Genomic DNA, 19,323 nt, shown 5'->3' on the forward strand with positions numbered 1-19,323 from the left:
GTGGACAGCCATACTTCTGATTTATGGCAGCAAATTTTATCAATCATACAAAACAAACTCAGCAAACCCAGCTTTGACACCTGGTTCAAAGCAACCAAAGCCACCAAGCTGAATGACCGTTCAATCGTCATTTCCGCACCAACCACGTTTGCCGTCGAATGGCTGGAGAGCCGTTACACCAAATTGGTTGGCTCGACGGTATACGAGTTGCTTGGCAAGCAAGTCGATGTGAAATTTGTCATCGAAGAGAACAAGCCTGCTGAACCGGACCCGCAACTGCCGGCGCCAACGCCTACAGTTGTACAGGAAGAAGCCGTACTCAGCATGCTGAATCCGAAATATACGTTCGATACATTTGTCATCGGGCCGGGCAACCGTTTTGCCCATGCCGCATCGCTGGCGGTCGCTGAAGCGCCCGCCAAAGCTTACAATCCTCTCTTTCTGTATGGAGGAGTAGGTCTCGGTAAAACTCACTTGATGCATGCGATCGGACATTATGTTCTGGAGCATGATCCGGGCAGCAAAGTCGTTTATTTGTCGTCTGAGAAATTCACGAACGAATTCATTAACTCGATCCGTGACAACCGCGGGGAGAGCTTCCGTAACAAATACCGGAGCGTCGACATTTTGCTCATTGATGATATTCAGTTCTTGGCGGGAAAAGAATCAACACAAGAGGAATTTTTCCATACGTTTAATGCGCTGCATGAGGAACGGAAGCAGATTATCATCTCCAGCGACAGACCACCGAAGGAAATTCCGACATTGGAAGAACGGCTTCGTTCTCGCTTTGAATGGGGGTTAATCACGGATATCCAGCCTCCAGATTTGGAGACAAGGATCGCAATTTTGCGGAAAAAGGCACGTGCGGAAAACCTGGATATTCCGAATGAAGCGATGATGTACATTGCCAACCAGATTGACACCAACATCCGTGAACTGGAGGGCGCCCTGATTCGGGTCGTTGCTTATTCTTCACTGACTAATCAAGATGTAACCACTCATCTGGCAGCTGAAGCACTGAAGGATATTATTCCTTCCAGTCGTCCCAAAATGATCACTATTCATGACATCCAACAAAAGGTCGGCGAGTATTATAGCCTTAAGCTTGAAGATTTCAAAGCACGGAAACGGACCAAGGCAGTTGCTTTTCCAAGACAGATTGCCATGTATCTCTCTCGTGAACTGACAGACTTTTCTCTGCCCAAAATTGGGGAAGCATTCGGAGGACGAGATCACACCACTGTCATACATGCTCACGAAAAAATCTCCCAAGCGATTAAAAACGATCAGGATCTCTATAAAGTTATCAACAACTTAACCGAAAAAATAAAGAATCCAACCTGAACAAGTCCCAAGCCTATGCACAACGTATACACATGTGGATAGGCTTGGGTGTACGGGTTTATACCCACTTATCCACATATTCAGTGCCCCTATTACTATTATTACTAAAAAGATCTTAAAGATATCATCTCCAAAATAGCCATTTCGGAGCTTAGCCTTCGGCCTTTGAAAAACACCTTTTAACACCCCAACACCCAAAAAAACAGCTAGGAGTGAAACCATGAAAATCAGCATAATGAAAAACTACTTAAACGATTCCATACAGCAAGTATCCAAAGCGATCTCGAGCCGTACGACGATTCCGATTCTGAGCGGTATTAAATTCGACGTGAATCATCAAGGTGTAACGTTGACAGCAAGTGACACCGATATATCCATTCAATCCTTCATCCCGCTTGAAGATGGAGATAAAAGCGTAGTTCAGGTAGATCAACCCGGCAGTGTAGTTTTGCCAGCCAAGTTTTTTGTGGAGATCATCAAAAAGCTGCCATCACAGGAAGTGCACATGGAAGTCAAAGAGAACTTCAAGACCTTTATCTCCGCAGGTGCTACCGAAATTCAACTGGTAGGTCTGGATCCGGAAGAATTCCCGGTACTGCCAAGCATCGAAGAAAACCAAACCGTCTCCATTCCAGGAGATTTGCTGAAAAATATGATCAAACAAACGGTCTTCTCCATTTCCACACATGAGACTACTCCAATCCTGACAGGTGTACTCTGGAGTTTGGGTGACAACGAATTGAAATTTGTGGCAACAGACCGTCACCGTCTTGCTACTCGATCAGCAATGCTGGATAATGCAGAAGGTATCCGCTTTAACAACGTGGTCATTTCCGGTAAAACGCTGAACGAGCTCAGCAAAATTGTTCCGGATCAAAATACCCTTGTGGATATCGTTGTTGCAGATAACCAAGTTCTGTTCAAAATCGACCGTGTATTGTTCTACTCCCGTATTTTGGACGGAACATATCCGGATACTTCTAGAATTATTCCAACGTCATACAAAACAGAACTTGTTTTAGATACAAAAAAATTAAGTGAATCCATTGACCGGGCTTATTTGCTGTCGCGTGAAGAGAAAACAAACATCGTGCGTATGCAAACGATGGATTCAGGATCCGTTGAAATTTCTTCAAGCTCTTCCGAGCTAGGTAAAGTAAGAGAAGAAATCGAACCTGCCGAGTTTACAGGAGATCCGTTAAAAATCTCGTTCAACTCCAAATACATGCTGGATGTGCTGAAAGTTGTTGAAAGTGAGCAACTGATGATTGCTTTTACAGGAGTCATGAGTCCAATCATCTTGAAACCGCTGGATGACAGTCACAGCCTTTACGTGATATTGCCATATCGGACGACCAACTAACGAAAGGAAGATCATAGTGAACCAAGTTACGATTCGTACGGAATATATTAAGCTTGATCAATTTTTGAAACTGGCTGATTGCATCCCAACTGGAGGTATGGCCAAAGCTCTGCTTCAGGAAGGACTTGTACGTGTGAATAAAGAGCCTGAGGAACGCCGGGGACGTAAGTTATACCCTGGGGATATCGTTGAAGTGGACGGAGAAGGCACATTCGAAGTTGCTGCAGAATAAGAAGACCAGTTCGATCCTGCTGCCTCCTGACGGACGGGATAAAAGGGAGGTTACCGCGTGTTTGTGAACAGCATTGATCTGCAGAATTTCCGCAATTATGAACATCTGAGACTGGATTCTTTTGGTCCCGTAAACTTGTTGATCGGGCAAAATGCCCAAGGCAAGACCAATCTTGCAGAGGCGATTTTTGTACTTGCACTCACCAAGAGCCACCGTACATCCCGTGACAAGGAGTTAATCCGTTTCGGTGAGGAACGTGCCAGACTTGCAGCAGAGGTCGACAAAAAGTACGGATCGGTCAAGCTTGAACTATCTTTGTCGCAACAAGGCAAAAAAGCAAAGATTAACGGCCTGGAGCAGCGCAAGTTAAGTGATTTTGTCGGAGCGCTCAATGTTGTGATGTTTGCGCCGGAGGATCTGGAGATTGTAAAAGGCACACCGGGGGTCCGCCGCCGGTTTCTTGACATGGAGATTGGACAGGTTGCACCAGGTTACTTGTATCACCTGCAGCAATACCAAAAAGTGCTCGTCCAACGAAACAATTTGCTTAAGCAGTTATGGGGAAAAGGGGCATCGACCCAGACCATGCTTGAGGTGTGGAACGAACAACTGGTCGAGCATGGTGTTAAAATCGTCAAAAAAAGGAAACAATTCATAAAGAAACTGCAAAAGTGGGCAGAAACGATTCATCAGGGGATCACCGGAGGCGGAGAAGTCTTGCGGCTGGCCTACCTTCCTTCCTTCAGCGAAGCCGCTGAGGAAGATGAAGCTGTCTTAATGGACCAATTTATGATAAAATTATCACAAATGAAAGAGCAGGAGATTCGCCGAGGCACAACCCTTAGTGGGCCGCATCGGGATGACCTGTCCTTTTTCATTAACGATCGGGAAGTACAAACATATGGCTCGCAGGGGCAGCAGCGCACAACGGCGTTGTCCCTTAAACTTGCGGAAATTGAACTGATTCATGAAGAAATCGGAGAATATCCAGTTCTGTTGCTGGATGATGTTCTGTCCGAGCTGGACCCTTTTCGCCAGACGCAGCTGATCGAAACGTTCCAGAGCAAGGTGCAAACCTTTATTACAGCTACGGGGATCGAGAGCCTGAACGTTGACAAGCTCAAAGATGCCAGTATTTATCACGTTCATGCCGGACAGGTTGAACGCTAAGGAGTGAGGGGCTTATGTACATTCATCTGGGCGGTGAGAAGATCATCCGTTCTTCTGAATTGGTCGCTATTTTTGATATATCGATTGAAAAATCCTCAAAGATCTCCAAGCAGTATGTCACGCATGCCGAGCAGGAAAAAACAGTGGAACACATCGGCGAAGAGGAAGCCAAGTCCATTGTGGTGACCAAAAACATTGTGTACTACTCGCCTATTTCCTCAGCCACGCTGAAAAAGCGGGCTCACATTTTTCCGGATCTCTAGCGTTGTGTGGCATAAAATTAGTTAACGCATATTTACGATATTGAATCTATAGAAGTAGGTGAAAGGCATGTCTATGAATCAACCGTCATATGATGCGAATGAAATTCAGGTCCTTGAAGGATTGGAAGCCGTACGGAAGCGTCCGGGCATGTATATCGGTTCCACCAGTTCCAAGGGCCTGCATCATCTGGTCTGGGAAGTAGTGGACAACAGTATTGACGAAGCGCTTGCAGGTTACTGCGACCACATTGAGGTCAGTATCCATGAAGACAATAGCGTAACTGTAGTCGATAACGGACGGGGTATTCCTGTCGGCGAACATACCAAAATGAAACGTCCTGCACTTGAGGTAGTTATGACTGTCCTCCATGCAGGGGGAAAATTTGGCGGCGGCGGATATAAAGTATCCGGTGGTTTGCATGGTGTTGGTGTGTCCGTTGTGAATGCACTCTCTGAAAAAGTGGTTGTAACGGTTAAACGTGAGGGACATATCTATCAACAGGAATATCGCCGTGGAGCTCCACAGTACGACCTGAAAGTGATCGGTACAACCGACGAAACAGGAACAACGGTTAGATTCCATCCGGACCCTGAAATTTTCACGGAAACAAGAGTTTATGAATATGACATCTTGCTGGCCCGTATTCGTGAGCTGGCGTTCCTGAACAAGGGTATTGGTCTTACACTGACGGATGAGCGTACAGGTGCAACCAACTCATTCCTGTATGAAGGCGGCATTATCGAATACGTCTCCTTCCTCAACCAGAAGCGCGAAGTACTGCATGAAAATCCAATTTACGTTGAAGGTTCCAGAGATAACATCCAGGTGGAAGTTGCCCTGCAATACAATGACAACTACACCGAGAATATCTATTCCTTCGCGAACAATATCAACACGCATGAGGGCGGAACGCATGAATCAGGTTTCAAGAGTGCCCTTACGCGGATTATCAATGACTACGCCCGTAAGGCGGGGGTAATCAAGGACAGCACGGGGAACCTTTCCGGGGATGACGTGCGTGAAGGCTTGACAGCTATTATTTCGGTCAAGATTCCGGAACCGCAATTTGAAGGACAGACAAAGACCAAGCTGGGCAACAGCGAAGTTCGTGGGATTGTCGAATCCTTGTTTGCCGAGAAGCTGCAGGAGTTCCTGGAAGAGAATCCTTCCGTATCCCGTCGCATTTTGGAAAAAGGTCTGCAAGCAGCACGTGCGCGTGAAGCTGCCCGTAAAGCCCGTGAACTGACACGTCGTAAAGGTGCTCTCGAAGTAAGCTCACTTCCAGGTAAACTGGCAGACTGTTCATCCAAGGATGCTTCAATCAGCGAATTGTACATCGTCGAAGGTGACTCTGCAGGCGGATCAGCAAAGCAAGGTCGGGATCGTCATTTCCAAGCCATTTTGCCACTGCGTGGTAAGATTTTGAACGTGGAAAAAGCTCGTCTCGACCGGATCTTGGGTAATGCGGAGATTAGAGCAATTATTACGGCAATGGGTACGGGTATTGGTGATGACTTCGATATTGCCAAAGCACGCTATCACAAAATCATTTTGATGACCGATGCCGACGTTGATGGTGCTCATATCCGAACACTATTGCTGACATTCCTGTATCGGTACATGCGTAAAATCATTGAGGCAGGTTATGTATATATTGCACAACCGCCATTGTTCAAGATTGAGCGTAACAAAGTGATTCGTTATGCCGGTTCAGAGAGAGAGCGCGATGAAATTATTGCAACGCTCGGCGAAAATGCGAAATTCAACGTTCAGCGTTACAAAGGTCTTGGTGAGATGAATGCCGGACAATTGTGGGAAACAACGATGGATCCGGAGAGCCGGACCATGATGCAAGTATCGATTAATGATGCCATACTTGCTGATACCATGTTTGACACCCTGATGGGGGATAACGTTGAACCGCGTCGTGACTTTATCCAGGAAAATGCAAAATACGTGAAAAACCTCGACATTTAACATATTCGAAGAGGCGCCTGAGAGGGCGCCTTTTTTATATTAGGGAAGGTAAAGCAGAGGGAAGACGTATACTTAGATCTCCATATCCCTTTGTTATCTGCGTACACGTTTTTTGGCAGATGAAGCCTGTGCTTTAGGGGATGGACGGGAGCTCTTACCCTTTTTGGAGGGCAAACGACCGTACGCAATCGCATAACGTTTGATCTTCCGGTAAGCCCCCTTGTCCGGTAATAAGCCAAAAGCGTAAATGCCTGGCAGTGTGTTGACTTCAAGAATCCAGGGACGCCCTGCTTCGTCTAGCGCAATATCAATACCAATCTCTTTGAGTCTTGGAAATGATGTTTGCAATTGCACAGCGGTATGAATTCCTAAGCGGTACAGCTCGGTGCGAAGTTTTTTGAAGCCATCCTGGTGAAGATGGGGGAGTACAAGTTCTTCAAACGTGGCCAATCGCCCACCACCATGAATGTTAGTGATGATTTTGCCTGGGGCAGCAATACGTCCCAGAACACCTGTTGTTTCCCAGTTGTGTTGCAGATTTTTCTGAGTTAACACACGCAAGTCAAAAGGCAAATTTTCATGCTTCATCAGCGAGATTCCCTGTTGAATGATATATTCACGTTCCTGAATACGATCATTCAGTGCTCGTTCGAGTTCGTCCAGGGAATGAAATGATCTCTCCTCTGTACCGTATTGGAGATGATATGTTGTTGTGAGATAGGTAGCTCTGGAGATAACAGCACTTGCTTCGGGTTCATCAGGCAGGTTTCGATCATTGGTTTCTTCCGAAACCTCTGCATCTGTGGTGGAATCTTCGGAATTAACAACAGGTTCGTATAAACGGGTTGTTCTCACCCGCATAACGCCATTACCGTAAGTGCCACGGTCCGGTTTGATATAGTTGGACTCAAATAATTCAGTCATTCGTTCCAGAGTTTGACGGCTATATTTTCGGGTCACTGGGATATATTCGTTCACAATGCGACTGCGTTGTAACACGGCTGTTTTGGCCCATTTGCTGGAGACGCGTTGGATACCCAAGATTCATCAGTCCTTTCATGTTTTGTTCAGTTCTAAAGAGGGACCAGACACGGAGAAATCAAAGGACAAGAGACGATTTCAGTGGTATAATAGAGAAATATGGCGTTTTGTGCGATGAGCTGCACAATTTGCAGTTTGATCGTAGGACGGGAATGGCTTTAGCCTCGGTAGGCACAGTACATATGCCGTTTTTCTAGCATTGTATGTGCAATTGGGGAGGAAGGCAGGGCGTATCCCCAGACACGCAGAAGTTCCCGGAAGAAAGGCTATTGCCCAGCGGACGTTTAATTGTGTAACTTTTGTGAAAGTAATATAATAAAGAGTAGCGTTCTTGCGCGGTTTTAGCCTTGTTAGGCTTTTCACATATAATCAACTTTTTTGCATGACGGAATGGAACGTTTGTTGAAGGACAAGAAGGAGGTCCAGCATGGCGGAAGAAATGAACTCTCAGATTACAGATCGGGATATAGGCGTCGAGATGCGTGAATCGTTTATGGATTATGCGATGAGCATCATCGTTAGCCGTGCCTTACCTGACGTGCGTGATGGATTGAAGCCGGTTCACCGGCGTATTCTGTACGCGATGTCAGAGCTCGGCATGACACCCGATAAACCACATAAAAAATCAGCCAGAATCGTCGGCGAAGTTATCGGTAAGTATCACCCACACGGTGACTCTGCTGTTTACGAGACGATGGTACGGATGGCACAGGATTTCTCCCTGCGTTATATGCATGTAGATGGACATGGTAACTTTGGATCGGTCGATGGTGATATGGCAGCAGCCATGCGTTATACCGAAGCACGTTTGTCCAAGATTGCTATGGAAATGCTCAGAGATATCAACAAGGATACGATTGATTTCCAACCAAACTATGACGGTGAAGAACATGAGCCAATCGTTCTGCCTGCTCGTTTTCCTAACTTGCTTGTCAATGGGGTCGGCGGGATCGCGGTAGGTATGGCTACCAATATTCCTCCTCATAACCTGGGTGAGGTCATTGATGGTGTACAGGCCATGATTCAAAATCCGGACATTACATCCATGGAACTCATGGATTACATTCAAGGACCAGACTTCCCTACGTCCGGCTACATTTTGGGCCGTTCAGGCATTCGCCAGGCGTATCAGACCGGACGTGGTTCAGTAACGATGCGGGCTAAAACCAACATCGAAGAGAACAACAACAAGGCGCGAATTATCGTTACAGAGTTGCCTTATCAGGTAAACAAGGCGAGACTTGTTGAGAAAATCGCCGAGTTGGTACGTGATAAAAAGATTGATGGTATTACTGACCTTCGTGATGAGTCTGACCGTAATGGTATGCGGGTTGTAATTGAACTTCGCAGAGACGTGAATCCGGGGGTTGTCCTGAACAACCTGTACAAACATACATCGATGCAATCCACTTTCGGGATTAACATGCTTGCGATTGTTAATAAAGAACCTAAAATTCTGAACTTGCGTGAAGTGTTGTATCACTATCTGCAGCATCAGATTGAGGTTATTCGCAGACGTACGCAGTTTGAACTGAAAAAGGCTGAAGCTCGTGCACACATTCTAGAAGGTTTACGTATTGCGTTGGATCATATCGACGAGATTATTACGTTGATTCGTTCATCCAGTAATGCGGATGCAGCAAGAGAAGGTTTGATTGAGCGCTTCTCACTCAGTCATGATCAGGCTCAAGCTATTCTCGATATGCGTTTGCAACGCCTCACAGGTCTGGAACGCGAACGTATTGAAAATGAATATAACGAACTGATGGTCAAAATCAGAGAGTATCGCGAAATTCTGGCCAATGAGCATCTGGTGCTTGAGATTATCAGTACGGAGCTGCAAGAGATCCGCGACCGCTTCAGCGATGATCGTCGTACAGAGATCACTGTAGGCGAAGAGAGCATTCTGGATGAGGACCTGATTCCACGTGAAGAGGTTATCATTACGATTACTCATACAGGCTACGTGAAACGTCTGCCGGTATCCACATACCGCAGCCAGAAACGTGGTGGACGTGGGGTCGTGGGTATGGATACAAAAGATACCGACTTTGTCGAGCATCTGTTTGTGACCAACTCCCACAATTACCTCATGTTCTTCACTGACAAAGGTAAAGTGTACCGTCTCAAAGCTTACGAGATTCCAGAGCTTGGACGTACCGCTCGGGGAACGCCGATTATCAACCTGATCCAGATCGAGCAGGGCGAATCGGTCAATGCCGTAATTCCGGTCCAGGAATTCGAAAGTGACAGATATTTGTTCTTTGCTACCCGCCAAGGGGTTGTGAAGAAGACGCCACTTGAGGATTACACCAATATCCGCAAAGGCGGCTTGATCGGTATTTCCTTACGTGATGATGACGTTCTGATCGATGTTAAGCTGACCGATGGATTGCAAGAGATCATCATGGGTACAGCTCACGGAATGTCTATTCGATTCTCGGAAGGTAATGTACGTTCCATGGGACGTAGCGCAACCGGGGTCAAAGGGATTACATTGGATGAACAGGATGCTGTTATCGGCATGGATGTAGTTGATAAAGAGCTTGATGTTCTGATCGTTACAGCCAAAGGTTATGGTAAACGTACACCTGTCAATGATTATCGGATGCAGACTCGTGGCGGTAAAGGGATCAAGACTATTAATGTCACAGAGAAGAACGGCTCAGTAGTCAGTCTCAAAATGGTTAAAACCGAAGAGGATCTGATGATTATCACGTCCAGCGGTACGTTGATCCGGATGAGCATGGAAGGCATATCCACTATGGGTCGATACACGCAGGGTGTGAAGCTGATTCATATTCGTGACGAGGATTCAGTAGCTACAGTCAGCCGAATTGACAAAAATGAAGAGGAACCAGACGATGAGTCGCTTGAAGGCTTGGAAGGCGAGGAGTCCCAAGCTCCGGTAGTAAGCTTGGAAGAAGGCACCGTTTCTGACGCTGAGGTTAATGAAGTTGAGGGCGACGACGATTCCGGTTCGGAAGCATAAAATAGAATTTTATAAAGACTGATCTCTTTGAGATTGGCAGAAGATTGCGAGGGCTCCCACGGGGAGCCCTCTTGTTTGTATAAAGGAATCTCTTCTTTTATTCTTCCGAATCTGGGATGTACAGCCTGATTCCTGAGTAATATAATGGGAAATATCATGAAAAACCGGGACTATGGTCTTGTTTGTATTAACATAGAAGAACGATGAGTGAGGGGAATACACATGGGATTAATCACCCTGTCAGAAGTCAAACCAGGACTCAAACTTGGGAGTGATGTGCAAACACTTCGCGGCAACGTTCTGCTTCAGAAGGGAAAAGTCATTTTACCCAAGGATATGGAAGTGCTCAAAGCCTTTATGATTCAACAGGTAGATATTGAACAAGAAAGAACGGTGTCGAGTAGTACAGGAACCAAAGGTGCATCTGTGTCCGCAGGAAGTTCTGCCAATGACAACAATGGTGAACGGACAGGGAAGACAGGGAACGTCACCACAGCTCCTGTAGTAACGTCTTTGCAGGATGAGTATGAGAAGATGGTCGGACTAACCAAAAATGCTTTCCTGTCCTCTCTGGCGGCTGAATTACCGGTCTATGAGTTACGTACACAGTTGGAGGCAGTGTTTGCACATCTCAAACAATATAATGTGCTTACTTTCAGTCCACGAGTAATGCAAGAGCATGATTATGTATATCACCATGCCGTACTGAGTGCGATCACATCCTATCAACTGGCTCAATGGATCGATCTCCCCTCCAAGGATTGGATGCAAGTGGCTTTTGCAGGCTTGTTCCATGATATTGGTAACAACAAGGTAGATCCGCAGATACTCCATAAACCATCCACGTTGACGGCCACAGAGCAGGAAGAGATTCGTCAGCATACGAAATATGGTTATCAGATCCTTAAACAGGCAAAGGCCATTAATGAGGGAGCTAGACTTGCAGCTTTACAGCATCATGAAAAAGTGGATGGTTCAGGCTACCCGTTGCAGCTTAGTGGGACGCAGATTCATATTTATGCCAAGATTGTAGCTATCGCTGATATTTTCCACGCCATGACGCTGGAGAAGATCTACCGCAAGGCACAATCACCATACCTAGTCCTAGAACAGATCCAAAGTGAGGCATTTGGGAAATTGGACCCTGCAATTGTAAGTGTATTTGTTCAACGGTCGACCCAGATCCATAATGGCATCCGAGTAAAACTCAGCAATAACCAAATTGGAGAGATCGTATTCTCTGATCGAGATCATCCTACACGGCCTATGGTGTCAGTAGAAGGAACCATCATTAATCTGATGCAGCAACGGCAGCTTCACATCCAAGAGGTTATCGGATAACAATAGATATTAAAGTAAATTTATGAGAGGGTCTTTCTTTTATAGAGAGGCCTTTTACGTGAGATAAATGTGGAAATGTAGAAAAAAACAAAAAGATTATAGAAAGATATATAATTAATCAAAAAAAGACTTGCATTCAATATCTGTACATGATATATTCTAATTCCGGCCAAGAAAACACGGTATACACGGTGCGGCAAGCGAATGAAATAAGCTTCGAAAGAAACTTAAAAAAAGAGCTTGCAAAGTTGGTTCGGATGTGATAAGATATAAAAGTTGCTGAAGAGAACAACATTCGGTAACAAAATAAGTTTGATCTTTGAAAACTGAACAACGAGTGAGTAAACATTCTGCTTGCAGAATGAACGCGAAAGTTTGAGACAAGCCTTGGTTTGAATCGGCTGGAGCACAAATGAGATTTTTAATCTCGTCAGATTCAAAATGAGCTTATCGCTCTTTTCAATACTTTATTGGAGAGTTTGATCCTGGCTCAGGACGAACGCTGGCGGCATGCCTAATACATGCAAGTCGAGCGGAGTTGATAGGAAGCTTGCTTTCTTGATACTTAGCGGCGGACGGGTGAGTAACACGTAGGCAACCTGCCCTCAAGTTTGGGACAACTACCGGAAACGGTAGCTAATACCGAATAATTGTTTTCTTCGCCTGAAGAGAACTGGAAAGACGGAGCAATCTGTCACTTGGGGATGGGCCTGCGGCGCATTAGCTAGTTGGTGAGGTAACGGCTCACCAAGGCGACGATGCGTAGCCGACCTGAGAGGGTGATCGGCCACACTGGGACTGAGACACGGCCCAGACTCCTACGGGAGGCAGCAGTAGGGAATCTTCCGCAATGGGCGAAAGCCTGACGGAGCAATGCCGCGTGAGTGATGAAGGTTTTCGGATCGTAAAGCTCTGTTGCCAGGGAAGAACGCTTGGGAGAGTAACTGCTCTCAAGGTGACGGTACCTGAGAAGAAAGCCCCGGCTAACTACGTGCCAGCAGCCGCGGTAATACGTAGGGGGCAAGCGTTGTCCGGAATTATTGGGCGTAAAGCGCGCGCAGGCGGTCATTTAAGTCTGGTGTTTAATCCCGGGGCTCAACCCCGGATCGCACTGGAAACTGGGTGACTTGAGTGCAGAAGAGGAGAGTGGAATTCCACGTGTAGCGGTGAAATGCGTAGATATGTGGAGGAACACCAGTGGCGAAGGCGACTCTCTGGGCTGTAACTGACGCTGAGGCGCGAAAGCGTGGGGAGCAAACAGGATTAGATACCCTGGTAGTCCACGCCGTAAACGATGAGTGCTAGGTGTTAGGGGTTTCGATACCCTTGGTGCCGAAGTTAACACATTAAGCACTCCGCCTGGGGAGTACGGTCGCAAGACTGAAACTCAAAGGAATTGACGGGGACCCGCACAAGCAGTGGAGTATGTGGTTTAATTCGAAGCAACGCGAAGAACCTTACCAGGTCTTGACATCCCTCTGATCGATGCAGAGATGTATCTTTCCTTCGGGACAGAGGAGACAGGTGGTGCATGGTTGTCGTCAGCTCGTGTCGTGAGATGTTGGGTTAAGTCCCGCAACGAGCGCAACCCTTATATTTAGTTGCCAGCACTTCGGGTGGGCACTCTAGATAGACTGCCGGTGACAAACCGGAGGAAGGTGGGGATGACGTCAAATCATCATGCCCCTTATGACCTGGGCTACACACGTACTACAATGGCCGGTACAACGGGCTGCGAAATCGCGAGATGGAGCCAATCCCAACAAAGCCGGTCTCAGTTCGGATTGCAGGCTGCAACTCGCCTGCATGAAGTCGGAATTGCTAGTAATCGCGGATCAGCATGCCGCGGTGAATACGTTCCCGGGTCTTGTACACACCGCCCGTCACACCACGAGAGTTTATAACACCCGAAGTCGGTGGGGTAACCGCAAGGAGCCAGCCGCCGAAGGTGGGATAGATGATTGGGGTGAAGTCGTAACAAGGTAGCCGTATCGGAAGGTGCGGCTGGATCACCTCCTTTCTATGGAGAATCGTTTCCTGCAACGGAAACATTCAAATACGCAGCTTAGCTGCAAACACTCACTCGTTGTTCGGTTTTGAGAGCTCAAACTCTCAAACAGCTTGCTTTTGCATGGAGCTTGTTCTTTGAAAACTAGATATCGAAACGAAACAAACGCGAATTAGAACATTCCTTTAAGCTGAACTTGTGCAAACAAGTCAAGTGTATAAAGGTAGTTAAATTGCTTTTGTGAGGGTATCGGGTGAGAGCGACTTTTGGCTTTGCGCAAGCAAAACAAGGGAAGCGAGCGACCGAAACCGGAACAAAATGGTTAAGCTACTAAGAGCACACGGAGGATGCCTAGGCGCTAGGAGCCGATGAAGGACGTGGCGAACAACGAAACTGCCTCGGGGAGCTGTAAGCAAGCTTTGATCCGGGGGTGTCCGAATGGGGAAACCCAGCTGGGGTAATTTCCAGTTACTCATAACTGAATACATAGGTTATGTAGAGGCATACCAGGGGAACTGAAACATCTAAGTACCCTGAGGAAGAGAAAACAATAGTGATTCCGTCAGTAGCGGCGAGCGAACGCGGAGAAGCCCAAACCAGAGAGCTTGCTCTTTGGGGTTGTGGGACGTCTCACATGGAGTTACAAAGGAACCGGTTAAGCGAAGAGGTCTGGAAAGGCCCGCCAAAGAAGGTAAAAGCCCTGTAGTTGAAAGTCTGTTCCCTCCGAGACGGATCCCGAGTAGTGCGGGGCACGTGAAACCCCGTATGAATCCGGCAGGACCATCTGCCAAGGCTAAATACTTCCTAGCGACCGATAGTGAAGCAGTACCGTGAGGGAAAGGTGAAAAGCACCCCGGAAGGGGAGTGAAATAGAACCTGAAACCGTGTGCTTACAAAAAGTCAGAGCCCGTTTTAGGGGTGATGGCGTGCCTTTTGTAGAATGAACCGGCGAGTTACGTTCCCGTGCAAGGTTAAGGTGAAGAGCCGGAGCCGCAGCGAAAGCGAGTCTGAATAGGGCGAATGAGTACGTGGACGTAGACCCGAAACCGGGTGATCTACCCCTGTCCAGGGTGAAGGTGCGGTAACACGCACTGGAGGCCCGAACCCACGCATGTTGAAAAATGCGGGGATGAGGTGGGGGTAGCGGAGAAATTCCAATCGAACTCGGAGATAGCTGGTTCTCCCCGAAATAGCTTTAGGGCTAGCCTCGGAAAACAGAGTCGTGGAGGTAGAGCACTGATTGGGTGCGGGGCCCGCAAGGGTTACCAAGCTCAGTCAAACTCCGAATGCCATAGACTTACTTCCGGGAGTCAGACAGTGAGTGCTAAGATCCATTGTCAAAAGGGAAACAGCCCAGACCATCAGCTAAGGTCCCCAAGTGTGTGTTAAGTGGGAAAGGATGTGGAGTTGCACAGACAACCAGGATGTTGGCTTAGAAGCAGCCATCATTGAAAGAGTGCGTAATAGCTCACTGGTCGAGTGACTCTGCGCCGAAAATGTAACGGGGCTAAACACACCACCGAAGCTATGGCTTGATGCTTTGCATCAGGGGTAGGGGAGCGTTGTATAAGGGTTGAAGGTGTACCGTAAGGAGCGCTGGACATTATACAAGTGAGAATGCCGGTATGAGTAACGAAAAGATCAGTGAGAATCTGATCCGCCGAAAGCCTAAGGGTTCCTGAGGAAGGCTCGTCCGCTCAGGGTAAGTCGGGACCTAAGGCGAGGCCGAAAGGCGTAGTCGAAGGACAACAGGTCGAAATTCCTGTACCACCGTAAGCCGTTATGAGCAATGGGGGGACGCAGTAGGGTAGTGACGCGGACTGATGGATGTCCGTCTAAGCAGTAAGGCTGATGTGTAGGCAAATCCGCACATTGTAAGGCTGAGCTGTGATGGGGAGCGAAAATTATAGTAGCGAAGGTCATGATCTCACACTGCCAAGAAAAGCCTCTAGCCAGGTGATGGTGCCCGTACCGCAAACCGACACAGGTAGGCGAGAAGAGTATTCTAAGGCGCGCGGAAGAACTCTCGTTAAGGAACTCGGCAAAATGACCCCGTAACTTCGGGAGAAGGGGTGCCCCGGTAGTGTGAATAGCACGAGGGGGCCGCAGTGAAAAGGCCCAAGCGACTGTTTAGCAAAAACACAGGTCTGTGCGAAGCCGTAAGGCGAAGTATACGGGCTGACGCCTGCCCGGTGCTGGAAGGTTAAGGGGAGTGGTTAGGAGCAATCCGAAGCTGTGAACCGAAGCCCCAGTAAACGGCGGCCGTAACTATAACGGTCCTAAGGTAGCGAAATTCCTTGTCAGGTAAATTCTGACCCGCACGAATGGCGTAACGACTTGGGCGCTGTCTCAACGAGAGATCCGGTGAAATTTTAATACCTGTGAAGATGCAGGTTACCCGCGACAAGACGGAAAGACCCCATGGAGCTTTACTGCAGCTTGATATTGAATTTGGGTACGATCTGTACAGGATAGGTGGGAGCCTTTGAAGTGTGAGCGCCAGCTTGCATGGAGGCAACGTTGGGATACCACCCTGATCGTATCTAGGTTCTAACCTGGTACCGTAATCCGGTGCGGGGACAGTGTCAGGTGGGCAGTTTGACTGGGGCGGTCGCCTCCTAAAGAGTAACGGAGGCGCCCAAAGGTTCCCTCAGAATGGTTGGAAATCATTCGAAGAGTGCAAAGGCATAAGGGAGCTTGACTGCGAGACCTACAAGTCGAGCAGGGACGAAAGTCGGGCTTAGTGATCCGGTGGTACCGCATGGAAGGGCCATCGCTCAACGGATAAAAGCTACCCTGGGGATAACAGGCTTATCTCCCCCAAGAGTCCACATCGACGGGGAGGTTTGGCACCTCGATGTCGGCTCATCGCATCCTGGGGCTGAAGTAGGTCCCAAGGGTTGGGCTGTTCGCCCATTAAAGCGGTACGCGAGCTGGGTTCAGAACGTCGTGAGACAGTTCGGTCCCTATCTGTCGTGGGCGTAGGAAATTTGAGAGGAGCTGTCCTTAGTACGAGAGGACCGGGATGGACGTACCGCTGGTGTACCAGTTGTTCCGCCAGGAGCACCGCTGGGTAGCTATGTACGGACGGGATAAACGCTGAAAGCATCTAAGCGTGAAGCCCCCCTCAAGATGAGATTTCCCAGTATGTAAGACCCCTTGAAGACGACGAGGTAGATAGGCTGGGGGTGGAAGTGCAGCAATGCATGGAGCTGACCAGTACTAATCGGTCGAGGGCTTATCCAATAGCAAGTTGTAAATCGCGTGTTTCGTTTCGAATCTAGTTTTCAGAGAACGATCTCTGAAATGTAAGCTAAGCTATGCGTTTGGTGGCGATGGCGGAGGGGTTCCACACGTACCCATCCCGAACACGACCGTTAAGCCCTCTAGCGCCGATGGTACTTGGACCGCAGGGTCCTGGGAGAGTAGGACGCCGCCAAGCAAAGAACCACTGCCGATGTTATTCGGTGGTGGTTTTTATTTGTTTATAAGGATTAAATATGATAAGCGGAAGCTCTGACACGATCGATACTGGAAGGTAACATTTTTGTTACGGATAACAGCGGCAAAACCAGTATAATAGGACTATGTTAAATATGCTAAAAGTACCTGACCACAGAGCTGGAATGTGCAGCTGTGAAAAGGAGGGTGTGTGTGTTAAGTTGGCGGAGACTTGGACTACAATCATTTCTGTTGCTTTGTTTGACCGTTGTTCTAGCAGGATGCGGTGAAGCTTCAGGATCTGTATGGACTTCATATGAAGGTGCGGTGAACGAGAAGAGTTTTCCGGTGCCAAAAGTAGCGAATAAATCTGACCAGTCTGAAAATAATTCGGATATGGATTATGTTCGATATACGCTGTCTGGTATTAGTGAGAGTACTAGCTTGCCTGAGGTATATCTAGACGAGATTAAAAGCTGGGGTTGGACAGAGAGGCAAGCCAAGGGTACATCCAATGAATCCAGTACCTTGCGTGTATTTGCAAAGGAAGGACATACTGTGCATTTAGCAGTACATGATGGTTCCTTTACACTAATGGTTCCTAGAAATGATGCTACTCAAACGACAGTTAAATCATTGGCTGAAGATGATTAAGCTGGTTAAAGTATGGTTTAGTATGATTAATTAACGCTGTGATGTTCCTTATAATATAGTAAAGCTCCCGTGTACATGATCGGGGGCTTTTTGTTATTTAGCGAAGTAGGCCTTAGTAATGATGGGAGAAGCTATCACGTATGGTGGATCAGAGGTCATAAAGGTACAGAAGGAAGGAATGAGTAGTTTCCTTCCGTACATGTATAGGTGGTATGTGTGCTTGAAGCATAGGGGATTGTAGAGCGCTAAAAGTAGAGGGGGAGATATATAGTTGCATAGTGGTATTGAGGTAATGAATGGCTGATGGAAAGCAGCTTGAGGCATATAGAGCTGAGACTGAGTGAGAGATCGCTCAAAGGTGTAAGATCTACGAGATATCTGGGGTTATGAGGATATGGAGCAGCGGGAGGAAAAGAGGAGAAGAACGGAGCCTCGAGTGGGGATAACTCATTTAACTATGCCCATGCTGTGGATAATGGATGAGAAGGGAACAATAAATAAAGGTTATCCACTGTGGATAACCTTTATTTGAGCATGTGAGGCTGAGTCAACTGAACGATACACGATTATGTTTTTGCATCAGATTATTCGAAGGGCTCAGCGGTTATGTATTACAAGTAAGTAAGGTACATTGAGTATTGCATAAATGAGGGAGTGTTATTGCAGATAATATGAAACATCTTGTTCATTCAATTTGATGAGTCCGTCTTTACGCTCACGGGAGAGAACCATTACAACATACAAGCGAGGACCCAGCAACCACAAATGCCAGAAGATCAGCGAGAGGGTGAAGGACAATGGCGACCATATCAAACATACTGTAATGATACATAATCCAATCCAGCTCATGTTAAGGTGTACCCGGACAAACATACGGAAGCTAAAATGCTGATCAGGGATATAACCTAACCAGGGCATACGCATATTCCAGCGCCAGCGTTTGGCGTAAGAGGTACGGACCAGAAGTAATATCGTTCTGGCGATGACATAATGAATCCAGATGGTGATTGGACCTGCCAGTACAAAAAAGAAGAGGCCAGTCCAGGAGAATGCGAGTAGATTGAATAAGAGCATGATGACCGGCAGACACAGATAGCTGTAAATGACACTGCGGGCGATAGCCTTTTTTTTCAGAAGCCGGTATTGATAAAATGTTGCTTTATTCTCCGGTTCGGCGATCATACGATTATATATCCTCCTTCGGATTCACGTTTATGTGGGGTGGGTATTCGTTTTTCTTACACGAGTAAAAGGGAATGAATCATACATGTATGTATATATGAACCTTGTATCTCACGCCATGACGATTGTACAAGATATTGAGATTCGACGGAGCTTATCTCAGTATACTCCCGAATACATGGACTGTCAGGATTTGATATCGTTATCATGTATTATATATCGGCTGGGATTCCAAGTTTTTTTAAGGAAATTAAATATAAGTTTGAGTCAGGCCAAGGGATACGTGATGTAGAGGTAAATGCAATGGCTTG

At 47.1% G+C, this 19,323-nt stretch carries 11 protein-coding genes and 3 rRNA genes; 12 read left to right on the forward strand and 2 right to left on the reverse strand.

Going from position 1 to position 19,323, the window contains the following annotated elements; translation table 11 throughout:
• The 6 genes from dnaA to gyrB all read left to right on the forward strand — a co-directional run bounded on the left by dnaA (nt 1) and on the right by gyrB (nt 6,353).
• The gene (gene dnaA / locus MKY01_RS00005) at nt 1-1,347 is read left to right on the forward strand and encodes a chromosomal replication initiator protein DnaA (protein WP_036611990.1); all 1,347 of its coding nucleotides are present in this window, start codon (nt 1-3) and stop codon (nt 1,345-1,347) included.
• A gap of 220 nt (nt 1,348-1,567) precedes the next feature.
• A complete protein-coding gene (dnaN, locus tag MKY01_RS00010) occupies nt 1,568-2,710 on the forward strand; it encodes a DNA polymerase III subunit beta (RefSeq protein WP_339284934.1) in 1,143 nt (380 codons plus the stop codon).
• 16 nt (nt 2,711-2,726) lie between these two features.
• Nucleotides 2,727-2,942 carry a S4 domain-containing protein YaaA gene (yaaA, locus tag MKY01_RS00015; protein ID WP_036611994.1) on the forward strand — a complete coding sequence of 72 codons (216 nt, stop codon included), beginning with the start codon at nt 2,727-2,729 and terminating at the stop codon, nt 2,940-2,942.
• A gap of 57 nt (nt 2,943-2,999) precedes the next feature.
• Entirely contained in the window at nt 3,000-4,112 is a 1,113-nt protein-coding gene (gene recF, locus MKY01_RS00020; protein WP_339284935.1) for a DNA replication/repair protein RecF, read from the forward strand.
• A gap of 14 nt (nt 4,113-4,126) precedes the next feature.
• The gene (locus MKY01_RS00025; protein WP_017691405.1) at nt 4,127-4,375 is read left to right on the forward strand and encodes an extracellular matrix/biofilm biosynthesis regulator RemA family protein; all 249 of its coding nucleotides are present in this window, start codon (nt 4,127-4,129) and stop codon (nt 4,373-4,375) included.
• Nucleotides 4,376-4,442: 67 nt separating this feature from the next.
• Nucleotides 4,443-6,353, forward strand: coding sequence for a DNA topoisomerase (ATP-hydrolyzing) subunit B (gene gyrB, locus MKY01_RS00030; RefSeq protein WP_047841032.1), 1,911 nt, complete (start codon nt 4,443-4,445; stop codon nt 6,351-6,353).
• 93 nt (nt 6,354-6,446) lie between these two features.
• Here the strand turns inward: gyrB and MKY01_RS00035 are convergent, their stop codons facing one another.
• A complete protein-coding gene (locus MKY01_RS00035; protein WP_315371195.1) occupies nt 6,447-7,394 on the reverse strand; it encodes a YheC/YheD family protein in 948 nt (315 codons plus the stop codon).
• A gap of 427 nt (nt 7,395-7,821) precedes the next feature.
• Here MKY01_RS00035 and gyrA point away from each other — a divergent pair, with 427 nt between their 5' ends.
• The 6 genes from gyrA to MKY01_RS00065 all read left to right on the forward strand — a co-directional run bounded on the left by gyrA (nt 7,822) and on the right by MKY01_RS00065 (nt 17,830).
• On the forward strand, nt 7,822-10,386 hold the full coding sequence (gene gyrA / locus MKY01_RS00040; RefSeq protein WP_074092904.1) for a DNA gyrase subunit A: 2,565 nt from the start codon (nt 7,822-7,824) through the stop codon (nt 10,384-10,386).
• 222 nt (nt 10,387-10,608) lie between these two features.
• On the forward strand, nt 10,609-11,727 hold the full coding sequence (locus tag MKY01_RS00045) for an HD-GYP domain-containing protein (RefSeq protein WP_282319768.1): 1,119 nt from the start codon (nt 10,609-10,611) through the stop codon (nt 11,725-11,727).
• A 467-nt stretch (nt 11,728-12,194) separates the two neighbouring features.
• Nucleotides 12,195-13,747: ribosomal RNA gene (locus MKY01_RS00050) — 16S ribosomal RNA — on the forward strand.
• Nucleotides 13,748-14,055: 308 nt separating this feature from the next.
• Nucleotides 14,056-16,981 (forward strand): 23S ribosomal RNA (locus tag MKY01_RS00055).
• Between the two features lie 79 nt (nt 16,982-17,060).
• Nucleotides 17,061-17,177: ribosomal RNA gene (gene rrf, locus MKY01_RS00060) — 5S ribosomal RNA — on the forward strand.
• Together the 16S, 23S and 5S rRNA genes form the textbook arrangement of a ribosomal RNA operon.
• A 212-nt stretch (nt 17,178-17,389) precedes the next feature.
• Nucleotides 17,390-17,830, forward strand: a complete 441-nt coding sequence (locus MKY01_RS00065) for a hypothetical protein (protein WP_017691399.1) — start codon at nt 17,390-17,392, stop codon at nt 17,828-17,830.
• Nucleotides 17,831-18,487: 657 nt separating this feature from the next.
• On the opposite strand, the gene MKY01_RS00070 is transcribed toward MKY01_RS00065, so the two are convergent.
• Nucleotides 18,488-19,012 (reverse strand): hypothetical protein, encoded by a 525-nt coding sequence (locus MKY01_RS00070; RefSeq protein WP_036606136.1) that lies wholly within the window; start codon nt 19,010-19,012, stop codon nt 18,488-18,490.
• Nucleotides 19,013-19,323 lie beyond the last annotated feature (311 nt).

The organism is Paenibacillus sp. FSL R5-0486, from assembly GCF_037975155.1.
In the GTDB taxonomy this organism is placed as follows: domain Bacteria; phylum Bacillota; class Bacilli; order Paenibacillales; family Paenibacillaceae; genus Paenibacillus; species Paenibacillus amylolyticus.